At 65.2% G+C, this 19063-nt stretch carries 9 protein-coding genes; 6 read left to right on the top strand and 3 right to left on the bottom strand.

Going from position 1 to position 19063, the window contains the following annotated elements:
- Window positions 1–111: 111 nt before the first annotated feature.
- Window positions 112–11685: an autotransporter-associated beta strand repeat-containing protein gene (locus ACFPPB_RS09500; RefSeq protein WP_377326525.1), complete on the top strand. Its 11574-nt coding sequence runs from the start codon at window positions 112–114 to the stop codon at window positions 11683–11685.
- Between the two features lie 446 nt (window positions 11686–12131).
- Here ACFPPB_RS09500 and ACFPPB_RS09495 read toward each other — a convergent pair whose 3' ends face one another.
- Complete coding sequence (locus ACFPPB_RS09495; protein WP_377326524.1) at window positions 12132–12608, bottom strand: hypothetical protein; 477 nt, start codon at window positions 12606–12608, stop codon at window positions 12132–12134.
- A 52-nt stretch (window positions 12609–12660) separates the two neighbouring features.
- Window positions 12661–13128 (bottom strand): hypothetical protein, encoded by a 468-nt coding sequence (locus tag ACFPPB_RS09490; protein ID WP_377326523.1) that lies wholly within the window; start codon window positions 13126–13128, stop codon window positions 12661–12663.
- Between the two features lie 131 nt (window positions 13129–13259).
- On the opposite strand from ACFPPB_RS09490, the gene ACFPPB_RS09485 reads away from it, so the two are divergent.
- Complete coding sequence (locus tag ACFPPB_RS09485) at window positions 13260–13718, top strand: H-NS histone family protein (protein WP_377326522.1); 459 nt, start codon at window positions 13260–13262, stop codon at window positions 13716–13718.
- A 189-nt stretch (window positions 13719–13907) separates the two neighbouring features.
- Entirely contained in the window at window positions 13908–16187 is a 2280-nt protein-coding gene (locus ACFPPB_RS09480) for a GH92 family glycosyl hydrolase (RefSeq protein ID WP_377326521.1), read from the top strand.
- Window positions 16188–16350: 163 nt separating this feature from the next.
- On the opposite strand, the gene ACFPPB_RS09475 is transcribed toward ACFPPB_RS09480, so the two are convergent.
- The gene (locus tag ACFPPB_RS09475) at window positions 16351–16491 is read right to left on the bottom strand and encodes a universal stress protein (RefSeq protein ID WP_377326520.1); all 141 of its coding nucleotides are present in this window, start codon (window positions 16489–16491) and stop codon (window positions 16351–16353) included.
- Here ACFPPB_RS09475 and ACFPPB_RS09470 point away from each other — a divergent pair.
- The 3 genes from ACFPPB_RS09470 to ACFPPB_RS09460 all read left to right on the top strand — a co-directional run bounded on the left by ACFPPB_RS09470 (window position 16435) and on the right by ACFPPB_RS09460 (window position 18980).
- Entirely contained in the window at window positions 16435–17520 is a 1086-nt protein-coding gene (locus ACFPPB_RS09470) for a cytochrome-c peroxidase (protein WP_377326519.1), read from the top strand. The genes ACFPPB_RS09475 and ACFPPB_RS09470 overlap by 57 nt on opposite strands.
- Window positions 17521–17539: 19 nt before the next feature.
- Window positions 17540–18076, top strand: a complete 537-nt coding sequence (locus ACFPPB_RS09465; RefSeq protein ID WP_377326518.1) for a cytochrome b — start codon at window positions 17540–17542, stop codon at window positions 18074–18076.
- Between the two features lie 157 nt (window positions 18077–18233).
- Window positions 18234–18980, top strand: coding sequence for a hypothetical protein (locus ACFPPB_RS09460; protein WP_377326517.1), 747 nt, complete (start codon window positions 18234–18236; stop codon window positions 18978–18980).
- Window positions 18981–19063: the final 83 nt, after the last annotated feature.

Genomic DNA, 19063 nt, shown 5'->3' with positions numbered 1-19063 from the left:
TCCCTCTTTCCAGTCACTTCTTACCGGACCCGGCTCGACCTGGTCCGGCGACCACTTACGCCATTTTCAGGCGGGCTTGCATCGCCACGCTACCACTCAGGGGCCACACCAATGAACCGTATCTACCGCATCGTTTTCAACCGCACGTTGGGTGTGCCGCAAGTGGTTTCGGAACTGACGAGCGCGCCGGGTGGCGTGGTTGTCGGTGGCGTAGCCGCATCACCGGCCGCAAGCCTGCGCGTGCGCGCGCTGGTTGCCGCGCTGGGTCTGGCGTTGGGGACCGTCGCGTTGCCGACCTGGGCGCAAAGCTGCGCCACGACATCGGGGACGATCAGCGCTTCGTGCACTGGTTCGACCAGTTCGAATGGAGGAACCGGAAACAACGGCGCGGGCGGCGGTCCGGTTACGGCGGATAGCGGAACGGGCGGCAGCGCAGTCACTCCAGGTGTCGGAGGTGCATTCGGAGGGAACGGCGGCGCAGGGGGCTCTGGCGGCAGCTGGACCTCATACGTGGGCGGCGGCGGCGGTGGTGGTGGTGTCTACGGCGGCGGTGGTAGCGCCGGCACCACATCTAGTGGCGGTGGCGGCGGAGATCCCGGACTGGTGGCCACAGGCACCCTCGACATCGGCAGCGGCGTCGCTGTCGTTGGCGGAGCGGGTGGCAATGGTGTCGCCTATGGCGGCGGCGCTGGCAGCGGCAGCGCATACGTCGCGGGCGGCGGCGGCGGCGGCGGCGCGGGTGGCGTGAGCTTTGGAATCAACAATGCCTCGTTCGTCAACGCGGGAACCACCGCCGGTGGCAATGGCGGCGACGGGGCATACAGTGCCAATACCGGCGGTGGCGGTGGCGGCGGCATGGGTCTTGGTCTCAGTGGCTCCGGCAATCAGGCCACCAATAGCGGCAACGTTGTTGGCGGCAGCGGCGGCAGCGCTAGCATCAGTGGGTTTGGTGGTGTACGCGGCAATGGCGGCAGCGGCGGTGCGGGAATCAGTGTCACTGGCGACAGCAATTCTGTGAACACCACGGGCAGCATCGCCGGCGGCAACGGAGGCACGGGTTCGATGGTTGGGGCCGGTGGCGTGGGCGTCGGCATCTCGGGCAACAACAACACCCTGATCGTGGGCGGCAACATCAGCGGCGGCCTGGATGGTGCCGGCAACAACCGCAACTACGCCGTGGACATCACCGGCAGCAACAACACGCTTGAGCTTGAGAGCGGCTACAGCTTCGCTGGCAGTCTGCATTCCACCAGCGGCAACGGCAACGTCCTGGCCCTGGCGGGCAGCACGGACGCCAGCTTCGATGTCGCCAGCGTTGCCGTCGGCGGCGGCTTCGATAGCTATCTCAAGACCGGCCCCAGCACCTGGACGCTGACTGGCACGACCGCAGCAGCCACGCCCTGGACCATCGGCGCGGGAACCATAGCAATTTCGGCTGACGTCAGCCTTGGCGCCAATTCCGGAACCTTGACTCTGGACGGTGGTGCGCTGGAAACCACAGCGAGCTTCACCTCCTCGCGCAGTCTGACATTGGGCGTTTCCGGCGGCGGCATCGCCACCGATACCGGCACGAACCTGACGTGGAGCGGAACGGTTGCCGGTAGCGGCGGCCTGAGCAAGTCGGGTGGCGGCACGCTGACCCTGACGGGCGCCAATGCCAGCACCGGCGGGTTGTGGTCGGTCAATGGCGGCGAGCTGGACTTGCTGGGCAACGCGAGCACCTTCAGCGGCGGCTTCACTCTGGCGACGGGCACGACGCTGGTTGTGGGCGGCACGGGCGCAAGCGTCAATGCCACGGGCGCCGGTGGCGGCAACGGTGGCAACGGCGGCACCGGGGCTGGTGGCGGGTACGACGGACTTTTCAGCACTGGAGGCAACGGTTCCTCCGGCATCGCCGGCAACGATGGTTCCTCAGCCGTCACCGGCACAGGCTTCACGATGACCGACAACGGCAACGTTTCCGGTGGTGTGGGCGGTATCGGAGGTGCCGGAGGTGCCGGGGGTGCCGGTGGTGGCGATCCTCCTTCGGGCTTCTACATCTCCAACGGCGGCGCCGGCGGCACCGGCGCTGCCGGCGGCACCGGTGGCGCCGGCGGCGCAGGCGTCAGCGGCAGCGGCTTTGCACTGACTAATACCGGCAGTCTCGCCGGCGCCACGGGTGGTCTGGGTGGCATCGGCGGCGCTGGCGGCGCGGGTGGCAGCCCGGGTTCGGGCTACTACAACCGAGGCGGCGACGGTGGCAATGGCGCAGCTGGCGGTGCCGGTGGTGTCGGCGGCGCGGGTGTCAGCGGTGTCGGCTTTGCATTGACCAACGGCGGCAGCCTTGTCGGCGGTGCCGGCAGCAATGGCGGCAGTGGCGGCGATGGTGGCAATGGCCATGCCACCACGCCCGGCAGCCGATACACCCAAGGCGGCGTGGGCGGCAATGGAGGCAATGGCGGTAGCGGCGGCAATGGTGCCGTGGGCGTCGGCGGCAGCGGCTTCACGCTGATCAACACCGCCAGCATCACCGGTGGCGCGGGCGGCGCCGGCGGCACGGCCGCCAGTGGCGGGAATGGTGGCCAGGCACTCGGGTGGAAAAGCTCCGGTGGCAAAGGCGGCGACGGCGGCAACGGCGGCAATGGCGGCAATGGCGGCGCGGGCATCAGCGGCAGCGGCTTCACGCTGACTAATACGGCCAACATTATCGGAGGCACGGGTGGTGTGGCCGGTGCGGCTGCCAGCGGAGGTAATGGTGGGTTGGGAGTCGGCGCGCAGACCACCAACGGCGCCAATGGCGTCGGCGGTATCGCCGGCAGTGCAGGTGCCGGCAGCGCGGGCATCGTTGCGACCGGCAACGCCATGGTGATCAATGCCGGCACCATTGCCGGTGGCCTTGCCAACGGCGGCAGCGGCGCACAGGCCGATGCCGTGGATTTCGGTGGCGGCGGCAACACGATGACGCTTGAGGCCGGTTCGGCGATCACTGGCAACGTGATCAGCAGCAGCGGCACGATCAACGGCGGCGATACGTTCGCCCTCGGCGGCAGCGTCGACGCGACCTTCAGCGGATCGGTCGGCGTGCTCGGCAGCGGTGCGCAGTATCAGGGCTTCAACGCGTACGAGAAGACCGGCACCAGTACCTGGACGTTGACCAGCGCGGTGACGACCGGCACGTCGTGGACGATCGGCGCGGGCACGCTGCAGCTCGGCAACGACGGCACCGCCGGTTCGATCACGGGTGACGTCATCGATAATGGCGCACTCGCGTTTGACCGCAGCGACGCGGTGAGCTTCGGCGGCGCGATCAGCGGCACCGGCTCGCTCGCCCAGATCGGCGCGGGCACCACGACCCTCACCGGCGCCAACACCTACAGCGGCAGCACCGTCATCGACGGCGGCACGCTGGCGATCACCAACGGCGGCAGCGTGGCGAATACCGCCATGGTCGTCGACAACGGCACGCTCAACGTCGACGGCAGCGGTTCGAGCATCACCGCGACGAGCGCCGCGCCATTCCTGGTAGGCAACAACGGTACCGGCACGCTGAACGTAAGCAACGGTGCAACGGTCACTAGCGCCGCCGAGTTGAACCTCGGCAACAATGCAGGGGATACGGGTACGCTCGATGTCACGAGCGGCGCCACGGTAAATGCCCTGAGATTCTTGAATGTGGGCCAGTCAGGCATGGGCACGTTGAACGTGTCTGCCGGCGGCATGGTCAACGTCAGCCAATATCTTTCGATCGGCGATGGTGCCGGGTCCACGGGTGTCGTCACGGTAACCGGTGCGGGTTCGTCCATTGTCGAGACCGGCGCGCAGCTGACCGTCGGCACGCACAACGCCACCGGCACGTTGACTGTCGCCAATGGCGCAACCGTGTCGGCGCCGGACATCGTGATCGGCAATGACGGCTCGACCGGTACGCTGAATATCGGTGCGGCCGCCGGCGATGCGGCCGCCGCACCTGGCACGCTGACCAGTGGCAATGGCCAAGTGCGATTTGGTTCGGGCACCGGCACGCTGGTGTTCAACCACACCAGTACCGGCTACACGTTCGCGCCGACGATCACCGGCAACGGCGCGGTCGATGCGCTGGCGGGTACGACCATCTTCACCGCGGACAATTTCTATACGGGCGGCACCGTCATCGGTGGCGGCACGCTGGCCGTGGGCAGCAGCAACGCCCTGGGCTACGGCAACGTCGACATGGCGGCCGGCACCACCCTCGCCTTCGTGGCCGGCGGCCTCGACATCGGCAACAGCTTCACCCTCAACGGCGATCCCATCGTCACCTTGAGCGGCGGCCAGACGGAAACCCTCAGCGGCACGATCGCCGACGGCGGCTCGCCGGGCACGCTGGAGCTCGATGGCGACGGTACCGGCACGCTCACCCTCACCGGCGCCAACACCTACACCGGCGGCACCACGATCAACGTGGGCACGTTGCAGCTTGGCAATGGCGGTACCACCGGCTCGATCACAGGTGATGTCATCGACAATGGTGCGTTGGCATTTGATCGCAGCGACGCGGTGAGTTTCGGCGGCGTGGTCAGCGGCACCGGTTCGCTCAGTCAGATCGGTTCGGGCTCTACGACTCTCACCGGCGCCAACACCTACACCGGTGGCACCACGATCAGCGGGGGCTTGCTGTCAGTCAGCGCGGACAATAATCTGGGCGACAGCAGCGGCGGCCTCACCTTGAACGGCGGCACGCTGGAGACCTCGGCAAGCTTCACTTCCTCACGCAACCTGACGCTGGGCGCTTCCGGCGGCGGCATCGCCACCGATGCCGGTACGACCCTGGCGTTGAGCGGGACCGTTGCAGGCAGCGGCAGTCTGAGCAAATCGGGCGATGGCTTGCTGAGCCTGACCGGCGCCAATACCAGCGCCAGTGGGCTGTGGTCGATCGATGGCGGCGAACTCGATCTGCTGGGCGACGCGAACACCTTCAGCGGCGGCTTCGCGCTGGCGACGGGCACGACGCTGGCCGTGGGCGGTACCGGTGCGAACGTCAATGCCGCGGGCACCGGCGGTGGCAGTGGCGGCAACGGCAATAACGGCAACTACGGCGGTTACAACACCGGGGGCGGCGATGGCACGGCTGGGAGCAATGGCACCGGCGGCGGCATAGTCGCCAGCGGCAGTGGTTTCACGGTCATCAACAACAGCCAGGTCGGCGGTGGGTTGGGCGGCGCCGGCGGCAGTGGCGGCAATGGCGGTGATGGTGGGTCGAGCTGCTGCAACAACCCGCACGGTGGTGCGGCGGGTGCCGCCGGTTCGGGTGCCGGTGGCGGCGCTGGTGTGTACGGATCGGGCTTCACGCTCACCAATAACGGCGGCATCGCGGGTGGTGCGGGTGGGGCTGGCGGCAATGGCGGCAACAGCGGATCGGGTGGCTACGATTACCTTGGCAATGGCGGCGACACCTTCGCTGCCGCCAGCGGCGGGCTGGGCGGTAGCGGTGCGGCAGGCGTCAGTGGCTCGGCCTTCACGCTGACCAACACAGGCTCCGTTATCGGTGGCGCCGGTGCTCAGGGTGGCAATGGCGGCAACGGTGGCAACGGCGGCAGTTCCTATTATGCGCATGGCGGTGCCGGCAGCGACGGCGGCAACGGCGGCGATGGTGGCACTGGCGGCGCGGGCGTTACGGGCACTGCGTTGACGCTGAGCAACAGCGGCAGCATCCACGGTGGCGCCGGCGGTGCCGGTGGCATGGGCGGCACGGGTGGTATTGGCGGATATAGCTACCTCGGCGGCTACAGCCAGAGAGGCAGCTTTGGCAGCAACGGTGTGGCCGGCGCGGGCGGGGCCGGTGGCGCAGGCGTCACGGGTTCGGCGCTACAGCTGACCAATACCGGCAGCATTGCCGGTGGCAACGGTGGCAACGGCAGCACGAATGGCGCCGGTGGCGCGGGCGTGATATCGACCGGCGGCTCCACGGTGATCAACGCCGGCAGTATCGCCGGCGGCATGGGCAATGGCGTGCAGGCCGATGCGGTCGATTTCAGCGGTGGCGGCAACACGCTGGAGATCGACGCCGGTTATGCATTCCGCGGCAACGTGGTCAGCAGCAGCGGTACGACCAACGGCGGCGATACGTTCGTTCTCGGTGGCAACGCCGACGCGACCTTGAACGGGTCGGTCGATGCGCTCGGCAGCGGTGCCGGGTATCAGGGTTTCAACACGTACGAGAAAACCGGCACCAGCACCTGGACGCTCACCGGTACGGTGGCGACCGGCGCGTTATGGACGATCGATGCGGGCACGCTGCAGATCGGTAACGGCGGTGCCGCCGGTTCGATTGCCGGCGATGTCGTCGATGGCGGCGCGCTGACTTTTGACCGCAGCGATTCAGTGAGTTTCGCAGGAGTGGTCAGCGGCACCGGTTCGCTCAACCAGATCGGCACGGGCACTACGACCCTCACCGGTGCCAACACCTACACCGGTGGCACCACGATCAATGCCGGCACGTTGCAAGTCGGCAACGGCGGCACCAGCGGTTCCATCACTGGCGACGTCATCGACAACGGCGCGCTGACCTTCAACCGCAGCGATGCGGTGAGCTTCGCCGGCGTCATCAGCGGCAGCGGCTCGCTAGCGCAGACCGGCAGCGGCCTGCTGGTGTTGAATGGCACCAACAGCTACACAGGCGGCACCACGGTGGCCGACGGCACGCTGCTGGTCGGCGACAGCACGCATCTCGGCGCGTCGATCGCCGGCGATGTCGGCGTCGACAGCGGCGCCACGCTGGGCGGCCATGGCACCATCGGGGGCAATGTGGATGTCGCCAACGGCGCGCATCTGTCGCCGGGCGGCAGCATCGGCACGCTGACCATCGGCGGCAACGCGACCTTTGCCCAGGGCAGCGTGCTCGACTACGAGTTCGGCGCACCGGGTGCGGACTTCCAGACCTTTGGCACCGGCGACAGTGTCACCGTGGGCGGCAACCTCGAACTGGACGGCGCCGTACTCAATGTCGCCGATGCCGGCGGCTTCGGCCCGGGCCTGTACAACCTCTTCAGCTACGGCGGCACGCTGACCGAAACCAACGGCGGGATCAGTCTGGGCAGCACGCCTGCAGGCCAGTACCAGATCCAGACCCTCACCACGGCCAAGCAGATCAACCTGCTCAACACGACGGGCATGACGCTGAACCTGTGGAACGGCAACGGTCTCGCCAGCAGCACCCAGATGGGCGGCGGCAACGGCAGCTGGACGACGACCTCGCCGAGCTGGACCGACGCCGCCGGCAGTGTTTCGGCAGTGATGCAGCCGCAGCCGGGCTTCGCCATCTTTGGCGGTGCGCCGGGCACGGTGACAGTGGACGGCAGCACCGGCGCGGTCAGCGCCACCGGCGTGCAGTTCGCCAGCGACGGCTACACGCTGACCGGCGACACGCTGACCCTGGTCGGCGGCAACGGCACGGCACCGGTCGTCCGCGTGGGTGACGGCAGCACGGCGGGCGCAGGCTATTCCGCCACGATCGAGAACGCCATCGCCGGTACCGACGGCTTGATCAAAGCCGACCTGGGCACGCTGGTACTTTCCGGCGCCAACACGTACAGCGGCGGTACCACGATCAATGGCGGCACCCTGGAGGCGGCCAACAACTCGGCGCTGGGCACCGACAGCGTGACGGTAGACAACACCGCCAACCAGGGCGCCGCCTTGAAAGTGGACAGCGGTATCACGCTGGCCAATCCGATCGCGGTCAACAACGGCGCCACGCTGGACAACGCCGGCACCATCTCGCACACCAATCCGGGCGATATCGGCGTGAACGCCACCGGCGGCATGGCGACGGTCCTCAACCACGATGGCGGCAGCATTGCGGGCGACGTCATCGGCCTGTGGCTGCATACCGGCGGCACCGTCACCAATACCGGCAGCACCAGCAGCATCAGCGGCATCAACTACGCCCTGGTCACCGATGGCAGCCCGAGCCAGGTGACCAACGAGAACGGCGCCAGCATCCACAGCAGCTTGAACGACGCCGTGCTGATGCTCCAGGGCGGCACGCTGACCAACGACAGCGGCGCCAACATCAGCGGCAACGTCGCCGTGCGCATGTCGCAGATCGGCACGGTGATCAACCAGGGCGGTGCCAGCATCAACGGCACGACCAACAGCAGCGGCACCGGTGTCGGCGTGGTCCTGCATCAGGGCGGCACGGTCATCAATCAGGGCGGCGCCAGCATCACGGGCACCGGCACCGGCATCGCCCTGGCTGGAAACAGCACGGTCATGAACGCCGCCGGCGCCAGCATCAGCGGCCCCGACGCCAGCGTATCGGTGTTCGGCAGCGGCGCGGTCGACCTGACCAATGCCGGCACGCTGAGTGGTTCCGTGTATCTCAACTCGGGCGATGCCAATGCGGTGACGCTGATCGGCGGCAGCACCCTCGCCGGCGCGTTGGACATCGGCAGCAACACCGGCTCGACGCTGACGCTCGACGGCACCGGTACCCAGCTCTATTCCGCTGCGGTGACCGGCACCACCAGTTTCGCCGGTACCTTGACCAAGCAGGGCACTGGCAGCTGGACCATGGACAGCGATCTGGCGCCGGCGAATACCGTGATCAGCGCGGGCACCTTGCAGATCGGCAACGGCGGCAGCACCGGCAGCCTCGCCGGCGACATCACCGACAACAGCGCCCTGGTATCCGACCTCAGCAGCGCCGGCATGCTGGCCGGCATCATCTCCGGCACCGGCTCGCTGAGCCAGAACGGCAGCGGCGTACTTACACTGACTGGTGCCAACAGCTATACCGGCGGCACCACCACCAACGCGGGCACCTTGCGCGGGAATACTTCCAGCCTGCAGGGCAACATCACCGACAACGCCACGCTGGATTTCAACCAGGGCAGCAACGGTACGTTCGCCGGCGTGGTATCCGGTACGGGTTCGCTGAGCAAGGACGGCAGCGGCACCTTGATCCTCACCGGCTCCAATAATTACCGCGGCGGCACCACGATCAATGGCGGCACGCTGCAAGGCGACACCACCAGTCTGCAGGGCAACATCACCGACAACGCCACGCTGGATTTCAACCAGGGCAGCGATGGTACGTTCGCTGGTGCGGTATCCGGCGCGGGTTCGCTGAGCAAGGACGGCAGCGGCACACTCACGCTTACAGGCGCCAACGCTTACAGCGGCGGCACCACGATCAACGCCGGCGCGCTGCAAGGCGACACCACCAGTCTGCAAGGCCACATCACCGACAACGCCACGCTGGTGTTCAACCAGAACAGCGTGGGTACGTTTGCCGGGGCGGTATCAGGCACGGGCTCGCTGAGCAAGGACGGCAGCGGCACCTTGATCCTCACTGGCGCCAACAGCTGCACCGGCGGGACCACCATCAATACCGGTACGTTGCAGATCGGTAGCAGCGGCACCGCGGGTTCGATCGTGGGCAACGTGGCCGATAACGGCATGCTGGCGTTCGATCGCGCCGATGCGGTCACCTTCGCTGGCGTGGTCTCCGGCAGCGGCGCGCTGGCGCAGAACGGCAATGGCACACTCACGCTCACCGGCGCAAACACGTATGCCGGAGACACCACCATCCACGCCGGCACGCTGCAGCTCGGCAATGGCGGCAGCATCGGTGCGATCGTGGGCAATGTGATCGACAACGGCACGCTGGCGTTCGACCGCAGCGATGCGGCCACCTTCGGTGGCGTGGTCTCCGGTAGCGGCGCGCTGGTGCAGAACGGTAGCGGCACGCTGACTCTCACTGGCACCAACAGCTACACCGGTGGTACCGCGATCAGCGCCGGTACCTTGCAGATCGGCAACGGCGGCACTGCTGGCTCGATCGTCGGTAACGTCACCGACAACGGCACGCTGGTGTTCGACCGCAGCGACGCGGTGAATTTCGCTGGCGTGATCGCCGGTGCCGGCGCGCTGGTGCAGAACAGCGGCGGCACCCTCACGCTCGCCGGTGCCAACACTTACAGCGGCGGCACCACGATCAACGCCGGCACGCTGCAAGGCGACACCACCAGTCTGCAGGGCAACATCACCGACAACGCCACGCTGGTGTTCAACCAGAACAGTGCGGGCACGTTTGCCGGCGCGATCGCCGGCAGCGGTACGCTGACCAAGAGCGGCAACGGCTTGCTGGTGATGAACGGACACAGCGCGTTCACCGGCAGCACCACGGTCGGCGCCGGCACGCTGGAAGTGGGCGACGCGAATACGCCCTCGGCCTTCCTCGGCGGCAACGTGCAGGTGGCTGCCAGCGGCACGCTGCGTGGCCACGGCACCATCGGCGGTAACGTGGTCAACGGCGGCACCGTGTGGCCGGGCGGTTCGATCGGCACGCTCACGATCAACGGCAACTACACGCAGGCGGCGAACAGCGTGCTGAACATCGACGCCACGCCCACCGGCCGGGCCAGCCTGCTGGCGGTGGGAGGCAAGGTGACCATCCTCGGCGGCAGCGCGGTGGTGCTGGGCCAGGCCGGCAACTGGGCCCCGCGCACCGACTACACCATCCTCACCGGCGCCCAGGGCGTCAGCGGACAGTTTGCGTCGGCCAGTTCCAGCCTGCTGTTCCTCGATCCGGTGCTGAGCTATACCGCCCATGCAGCGAATCTGTCGCTGGAACGCAACGACATCAACTTCGCCAGCGTGGCGCAGACATCGAACCAGCATGCCGTGGCCAGCGTGACCAACGGCTTCGGTTTCGTCAGCCCGATGTACTCCGCGTTGACCCTGCTCGATGCCTCCACCGCACAACACGCGTTCGACCAGCTCTCCGGCGTGATCCATGCCAATACCGGCACCGCGCTGGTCGACGACAGCCGCTACGTGCGCGATGCGATCAATCGTCACCTGCTCGGCCAGAACGACGGTGCGGAAGGGACGACGGACCAGGGCGTCAGTGTGTGGACCAGTGCCTGGGGCCACGGTGGGCGCCATGACGATAACGGCGATGCCGCGCTGCTGCAGGCCAACGGCAGCGGTCTGCTGGTGGGCGCCGACCTGTCGCTGGGCGGCAACGCCCGGCTCGGTGCGGTGCTCGGCCATGGCCAGAGCTCGATCCAGTCGAACAGCGTGGGCTCCTCGGCCCACGTCCTCGGGGATCATGTCGGCCTGTACGGCAGCACCGCGCTCGGGGCGTTCGTGCTGCGCGGCGGTGCGGCGTACTCGTGGCAGGACGTGCACAGCAACCGGACAGTCGGTTTCGGCAGCTACAGCGATCGGCTGAGCAGCGAACACCATGCGCAGACCGCGCAGGTCTATGCCGAGGGCGGCTATCAGTTCAATGTGACGCCGGGCCAGCAGCTGGAGCCATTCGTGAACGTGGCGCGGGTGCGCGTGCACAGCGATGCCTTGCAGGAAGGCGGCGGTAACGCCGCCCTGGCGGTCGCCGGCAACAGCGCCTCGGTCAATACCGCCACGCTGGGCCTGCGCGAGACGCTGACGCTGGATGCCGCCAGCGGCATCCACGCCCACGCCAGCCTCGGTTTCCAACAGGCGTGGGGCGACCTGGCGCCGGTCGCCACGATGCGCTTCGTGGCCGGCGGCAACAGCTTCGCGGTCAGCGGCATGCCGGTAGCGCGGCATGCGGTGGCGACGGACCTTGGTATCGACTTCAAGCTGGCCAAGAACGTCAGCGTGGATGCCAGCTACCTCGGCCAGTTCGCCAGCGGCACCAGCGATCAGGGCGCAAGGATGACGTTGAACGTCAGCTTCTAAGCGTCAGCCTCTACTCCAAAGGAGATGCCGCCTCGGCCCGCGCCGAGGCGGCATCAACGAGATATTGGTCGATCTCGTCGGCTACGGCGTTGGCATTCGTTCTGGGCTTCTAGGGATGCTCTGAACTAGTCCAGACGCGAAAATCAGAAGCCTTTTACCTTGATGATTTGCGGTGACAAGCGCTGGAAAATTCGGACTTGTTCAGACCACCCCAACCCCAAGGAACGACGTCCCTGCGTTCCGGAGAAAGGTACACACCGGCCGTGGCCTGCATCGTGGGAGCGACTTCAGTCGCGATGGCCGCGGCAGCGGCCTGCAGCATCCCGGCGTTGCAGCGGCTCGATGCACAGTCAGGCGGCGCAGCGTGCTGCTACGTGATCGCGACTGGAGTCGCCCCCACAAGGGGCACTCTTCTCCAGACCGCAGTGGACTTATTCAGACCATCCCTAGGCGTGTGACCTGCATGCGGCGCTTGCGCTCTTTGCTGCGCGCCATAGATTCGGGCGCAGCGGGATCATCCAGATGTTGATACTTCCATGGTTCCATGCGGCCTTGGTGGACCGCGCAGAATCGTCGAGATGGCGGCTCGAGAAATAGAGCGTGCGTTCGTCGGGACTGAGCCGCGACTCAATCTGAGACTCCGACTTGTTCGTCCAGCCTGGAATCTCCAGGGCGCAGACAAGCGCATCCGGACTCCTGGGATTGAAGGCGATAAAAAGTCGCTCGGGACCCGGTTTGGATCCGTTCACCGATGCTCCACGATCCGAGCTGAAGACCAGAAACTTTTCATTCGTGTCGATCGAGGGGTCGACGTCGTTGAAAGCACCCGTGCTGAAGGGAAGCCCGTCGACATGCCGGTATTTCACTCCGTCATAACTGGCGACGTGCAAGCGAAAGCGTCCGCCGACGGGATCGGTCTTCATGAAATACAAATTATTGTTCCGGGATATCGAAGGCGTCCAAACCGAATTTCCATCATTGACTGACGGTGGAAGCGGGCGGGGTGCGGAGTTCCCGGACTCCAAATCCATTTTTCCAGAGATTGCCGCCACTTTGAGGCCGACCGAAATAGGTGGCCTGCAATGAATCCGTTTGCCCGGGATACGGGCGATTGGAGGCGAAAACGGCGTAAGCGCCATTCGGTGCGATGGCGAGTTCGAGATCGCGCCAATGGCCGGAGAACGGAGCCACCACAGGTGTCGACCAGGATGCGTCCTTTTTGTCGGAGATCATGATGGCCGAGGTATCCGGATAGCTCCGGGTGAAGTACAAACGGCTCCTTCCCGATGCGAAACCTGGTGCCATGTCTCCGTCGGGGCCGGAAATCACGCCGGGGCTGAAAATGTGCGCGGACGCACGGGATCTGATGCTCGTCTGGGCGGCTGCATGGGCGACCACCGTCGACGCCATTATCGTGAGGGTCATGATCTTTATTGGATGCATAAGCCGTCTCCAAATAGGGATTGCCGCACCAGGTAGATTCAAGTCGCCCGGCTACGCTTTTGCGGGGTGGGTAGTCTCATAGGCTCAATGCTTTAGAATGGGCCCGTAAAACCCAACCCTAGGTACCCCTGATGGCCATCGATCTCAAGACCCTTTCCCCAAAAGAACTTCAAGCACTCATCGAGAACGCGAACGCGCAGATGCACGAAGCACGCGCCGCTCATGTCCAGTCCGTCAAACAGAAAATCGAGGCCTTGCTGGCCAGCAGCAGCCTCGGCCTGGATGACATCTACCCGTCGCGCGGCAAGAAGGCAGCGGGCAAGAAAGCCAAGACGGGTTCGGTGGCTCCGAAGTACCGCGACCCTTCCGATCCATCCCAGACCTGGTCCGGGCGCGGACGCCAGCCGGCCTGGTTTGCGAAGGCTCTCCGGCGTCGCGGCGTCACCGCGGAAAGCCTGCTGATCGACGGTTCCGCCAGGCCCGCGGCACCGGCCAAGAGTGCGAGCCCCGCGAAGAAAGCCGTCAAGAAGGCCGTCAAGAAGGCCGCCAAGCGAGTCGGCAAAAAGACGGCGGCGAAAAAGGCCGCTTGAAAAGCACTTTGGAATCCGCGATGTGGCAGCCGATAAAAGATACCCATCCTTGACGGCTGCCGCATCGGGGGGCGGCATTGCGGTGGTCGAGCCCGCCGATCCGCACGCCGGCGAGGCGGCGCCGTAACGGACCGCGGCGGCGGCAATCATTGATTGTTTTCAACTGCACGCCGACAAGGATCATTCGAGATGACGTGGTTCGCCAACCCTCCGTCTCGCGGGATTTGCCACTGGGGCATGCGGCTCGGCTGCGCCGGTCTGCTTGCCATCGCCACTTCGGTGAGCGCGGCCGATCATGCGAAGGATGTGGATCCCTTCATCGGAGTGGACTGGGACGGCGAAGTCTTCCTGGGCGCCACGGTGCCGTTCGGCATGGTCAAGCTCGGCCCGGATGTGCGCACCTTCGACGGCAAGCTGATCAAGTCCGGCTACCACAGCACGGGCGAGGTGGTGGGTTTCAGCCATCTGCATCTGAGTGGCGGGGCGGGCAAGTACGGCAACATCCTGGTGGCCCCGGTCACGGGCGCGCTGCAGCCCGCCGACATTCACTCGCCGCGCAGCGACGAGGAGGCCAGTGTCGGCTATTACTCGACCTACCTGAGCCGCTATCGCACCCGGGCCGAGCTGACCGCCAGCCGGCGCGCCGGCATGCAGCGCTACACCTTCACCGATGCGGGCGACGCACATGTCACGGTAGACATCCAGCACGCCATCAACACAGGTACCGGCCCGGAAGATCAGCGCTTCCTCGGCGGCGACGTCAAGGTGGTGTCCAGCCACGAGATCGAAGGCGTGGGCCGCTACATCGGTGGCTGGAACGAAGGCGGCGAATACCGCGTGTATTTCTATCTGGCGACCGACACGCCCGCTGCCGGCGCGCAGACCTGGCAGGGTCGTCGGCTCGGCAAAACCCCCCATGCTCGCATCGATGCCGACCAGGACCTCGGCGCCTCGCTGGACTACCGGGTCGAGGCCGGCCAGGCGATCCAGGTCAAGGTCGGCATCTCCTTCATCAGCGTGGCGCGGGCGCGCCGGAATGCCGAGCAGGAAATTCCCGGCTGGAATTTCGCGGCCGCGCATCAGGCGGCGGTGGCGCAGTGGAACCGGGCGCTGTCGAAGATCGAGATCCATGGCGCCAACGAGGTCGAGCGGCGCAAGTTCTATACCGCGCTGTACCACACCATGCTGACGCCGTCCGACCACACCGGCGAGAATCCGAAGTGGTCGTCGGACCAGCCGTATTACGACGACTTCCAGGCGATCTGGGACATCTTCCGCAGCAACGGTCCGCTGCTCGCCCTGATCGCGCCCGACCGCCAGCGCGACATGGTGCGTTCGCTGATCGACACGTATCGCCACGCGGATTACATGCCCGACGCCCGCGTGGGCAACGACAATGGCCGCACCCAGGGCGGCAGCAATGCCGACGTGCTGGTGGCCGATGCCTACGTCAAAGGCCTGACCGGCATCGACTACGCCACCGGCCTGCAGGCGATGCTCAAGGACGCCCAGGTGCCGCCGGCCGATCCGCGCAAGCATGGCCGCGGCGGCCTGGATACCTACAACACGCTGGGCTACATCGCCCAGCCTACCGAACGCGCCGGCTCGCGCACCGTCGAGTATGCGTATGACGACTTCACCATCGCCGAACTGGCGTGCGGGCTAGGTCATGCGCAGGAAGCGAAGCGCTACATCGGCCAGGCCGGCAACTGGGCCAACCTCTGGGATGCCTCGCTGGAGCAGGAAGGCGTCAAGGGTTTTCTGCGTCCGCGCAACGCCGACGGCAGCTGGGGCGCGCCGTATCTGGTCAAGCGCGGCACCTGGCCGGATTTCTTCTACGAAGGCGATCTGTGGACGTATTCGCTGTACGCGCCACAGGACGTGCGTCGGCTGATCGACATGGCCGGCGGCAACGAGGCGTTCGTGAAGCGCCTGGACGTGTTCTTCGACCGTTCTCACTTCGACATCACCAACGAGCCGGGCTTCCTCATTCCCGATCTCTACCTGTGGGCCGGCCGCCCCGATCGCACCGCCGATCGCATCATCGATCATCTGGAGAAGTTCTTTCTCGACACGCGCGCCGGCATCCCCGGCAACGACGATTCGGGCGCCATGTCGAGCTGGTACGCCTTCCAGTCGATGGGCTTCTATCCGAATGCGGGTCAGGATGTATATCTGATCGGAACGCCCTCGTTCCCGCAGGTCGACATGCAGCTGGGCAATGGCAAGACCTTCAGCATCGTCGCCGAGAATTTCCGCCCCGACCGTCTCAACCGCTACGTGCAGTCGGCCACGCTCAACGGCAAGCCGCTGGACACCGCCTGGTTCCGTCACGGCCAGATCGCCGATGGCGGCACGTTGAAACTGGTGATGGGTTCGGCGCCTTCGCGCTGGGGTACCCTCACGCCGCCGCCGTCGCTGTCCGATCCGGGCTTTGCGCTGTGCGGGCACTACGGTGGCCCTCGCTGACACGGCCGGCATCGGACAAGTTCGAGGCAAGAGGCGGCATCGCCTCACCCACCGGAAAATCGCGGCCCCTCAGGTTTTCAAGCGGGAATTGTGCAAAAAGGCGATCTGACCTTGCCCGGGCCGCTGCCGCAAGCTGGCTAAAATTGTCTACTTGAGGCTAGGCCTAGTTCGACAAAAGCAGCGGTATCGAGGTTGTGGCTAGCAACTCCCGGGTGACGCCACCCAAAATCCATTCAAGAAGCCTGGAGTGACCATAGCCGCCGGCGACGATCAGATCGGCTCCGGTCTTTTTGGCGTGGGACAAGATGAGGCTGCCGATGTCGATGCCGGACGATTCCTGCGAATGGATTTTCGCTTTCACGCCATGGTGGTCCAAGTGACCCAGGGGTTGTTCAAGCCGATACCCATCAGTGCACCACCGCTGCCGGGCAATCCTGCCACACCGGCCAAGGTGGCGCTTGGCAAGATGCTCTACTTCGAGCCGCGGCTCTCCGAAAGCCATTCCATCAGCTGCAACTCCTGCCACATGATCGGCATGGGTGGCGTCGATCTGCAGGAGACTTCACTGGGTCATCGTTGGCAGCACGGCGGGCGCAATGCACCAACCGTCTACAACGCCGTGTTCGATGTCGCCCAGTTCTGGGATGGCAGGGCGAAGGATCTCGAACAACAGGCCGGAGGGCCGCTGGTCAACCCGGTCGAAATGGGCACCACCGAAACGCATGTCGTTGAGCAGCTCAAAGGCATTCCAGGTTATGCAGGTGCATTTGCCAAAGCCTATCCCGGTGAATCCGACCCGATCACGCTCGACAATGTTCGCAAGGCCATTGCGGTATTCGAGGCGACATTGATCACGCCTCATGCTCCGTTCGATCGCTACCTCACCGGTAACGACAAGGCGCTCGATGCCACTCAGAAGGAGGGCTTGGCGTTGTTCATCAACAAGGGCTGCGTCGCCTGCCACAAAGGCGTCAACATCGGCGGCGGCATGTACGCCCCGTTCGGGGTCGTCGAGCGTCCTGGTGCCGATATTCTTCCACCAGGCGACAAGGGGCGTTTCGCCGTAACGAAGACTGTCAGCGACGAGTATGTATTTCGGGTGCCATCCTTGCGCAACATTACCCTTACCGCCCCTTATTTCCATACCGGCAAAGTCTGGGATCTGCGGCAGGCGATTGCGATCATGGGCAGCAGCCAGCTTGGCGCCAAGCTGACCGACGACGAGGCCCGAAAAATCGAAGTCTTCCTGGGCGCGCTGACCGGCGACCAGCCCATTGTCACGCTACCGATTCTGCCGCCGAGTGTGACAACGACTCCGCGACCCAAGCCATAGAACCTTGAGGTGAATGCGCATGAATCAGAACGCGACCCGCTACAGCGCAACCATTCGCTGGATGCACTGGCTGACTGTTCTGGCCATCGTGGCAGCATATTTATCCGTCGATCTCGGCGACGATGAAGGCCCCAAGGGAGCGCCACCGTCACTGATGATGCAAGGGCACTATCTGGCGGGGCTCGCGGTGTTGGCACTGCTGATACCCCGTATTCTTTCCCGACTCGCCACCACGGCGCCTCCCATCGTTCCTGCGCCGAAGACCATCGTCATCATCGCCGCTCGCGTGCTGCATCTGGCTTTGTATGCTTTCCTGGTAGCACAACCCATACTCGGCATACTTCAGGTCAACTACGCGGGCGACCTTGTCAGCCTGCCATGGGCAGGTTGGAGCCTTCCTGCTCTGGTCGGTCCCGATCATGCCGCAGGCGAATCCATAGGCGAGATTCACGAGACGCTCGGGGAAATCTTCTACTGGGTGATCGGCGCGCATATTGCGGCCTCGCTATGGCATCACTTTCTTCTTCGCGACAATACATTGCGACGAATGCTTTGAGATGGCCATGCAGCGCGTCACTCATACGCATGGTTGCATCGGCCAGCAAGACACCTTGGCGTCAAAAGACGTTCCGATTGATTCAGGTCAAGTCGGCCAGCAGGTCGCGGAGGGCTAATGATCATTGGCGTACGGTACGAACTTGAGGCGCTCGGATATGCTCGAATTCACCGTCAATATCGACACTCGCGAGATCGATTCAACGCTGATTCGATTCGCCTTTGGTTTGGCCCGCCAACATGACGCCCATCTCACCGGTCTTCAGATCGTCGCGCTGGATACGACGTCGCTGGTGCTTCCCGATGCCTTGATCGCCCTCGATGAAGAGGAACACGATGCCAACGGACGGCGCGACTGGTGGCGCGAACTCTGCCGAGGACACGGTGTTGATGGAAGCTGGGAAGTCGTTCGCGGCCATTGGCAAAGTGTCATCGCACGACAGGCCAGCTTGTCCGACCTGATGATCGGTCGTCTCTCCGCCAACGACACCCTCCCACTATGGGGCCTCAATCCACTGAGCCGGTCCCTGTTCGAAGGAGGCATTCCCATGCTGCTGGTGCCCGAGGCCTGGGCAAGCCATCCCGGCGTGCAGAAGGTGGCGATCGCATGGAACGGCTCGGTGGAGGCCGCACGAGCGGTCAAGACGGCACTGCCGCTGCTGCGCCAAGCGGAGAAAGTTACGGTTCTGGATGGAGAGGACATATCGGATGCCGGCAGGCATCGTCCCTCCCTGCCATTGCGGGAATGGCTGGAACGCCAGCATCTGCCGGTGCAATGGCAATCGATCGACGCGGCTCAAGGGGATGGAAGGGCGATCCACGAACAGGCGAAGGCCATGGGGGCCGACCTGCTTGTCATGGGAGCCCGCGGCGTCAGACTAGTTGTCGCCTCTGAAATTTCTTAATCAAGAAGCTCAGAGGTGTAAGTTGAAGATCAAACAAACGTATTCGTTGGCGTTTCGTGAGCAGGCGCTGGCCAAGGTATTTA

It is taken from the genome of Rhodanobacter terrae (genome assembly GCF_042657005.1).
Classification (GTDB): Bacteria; Pseudomonadota; Gammaproteobacteria; order Xanthomonadales; family Rhodanobacteraceae; genus Rhodanobacter; species Rhodanobacter terrae.
The sequence above is the reverse complement of the archived record's forward strand: the minus strand, read 5'-3'. Positions and strand labels throughout refer to the sequence as shown.

Bases quoted from the DNA above. Each gene is read 5' to 3' on its own strand.
- ACFPPB_RS09485 (WP_377326522.1), top strand. From the start codon at position 13,260: ATGGCCATCGATCTCAAGACCCTTTCCCCAAAAGAACTTCAAGCACTC.
- ACFPPB_RS09465 (WP_377326518.1), top strand. From the start codon at position 17,540: ATGAATCAGAACGCGACCCGCTACAGCGCAACCATTCGCTGGATGCAC.
- ACFPPB_RS09495 (WP_377326524.1), bottom strand. From the start codon at position 12,608: ATGAAGACCGATCCCGTCGGCGGACGCTTTCGCTTGCACGTCGCCAGT.
- ACFPPB_RS09500 (WP_377326525.1), top strand. From the start codon at position 112: ATGAACCGTATCTACCGCATCGTTTTCAACCGCACGTTGGGTGTGCCG.
- ACFPPB_RS09460 (WP_377326517.1), top strand. From the start codon at position 18,234: ATGCTCGAATTCACCGTCAATATCGACACTCGCGAGATCGATTCAACG.
- ACFPPB_RS09480 (WP_377326521.1), top strand. From the start codon at position 13,908: ATGACGTGGTTCGCCAACCCTCCGTCTCGCGGGATTTGCCACTGGGGC.
- ACFPPB_RS09490 (WP_377326523.1), bottom strand. From the start codon at position 13,128: ATGCATCCAATAAAGATCATGACCCTCACGATAATGGCGTCGACGGTG.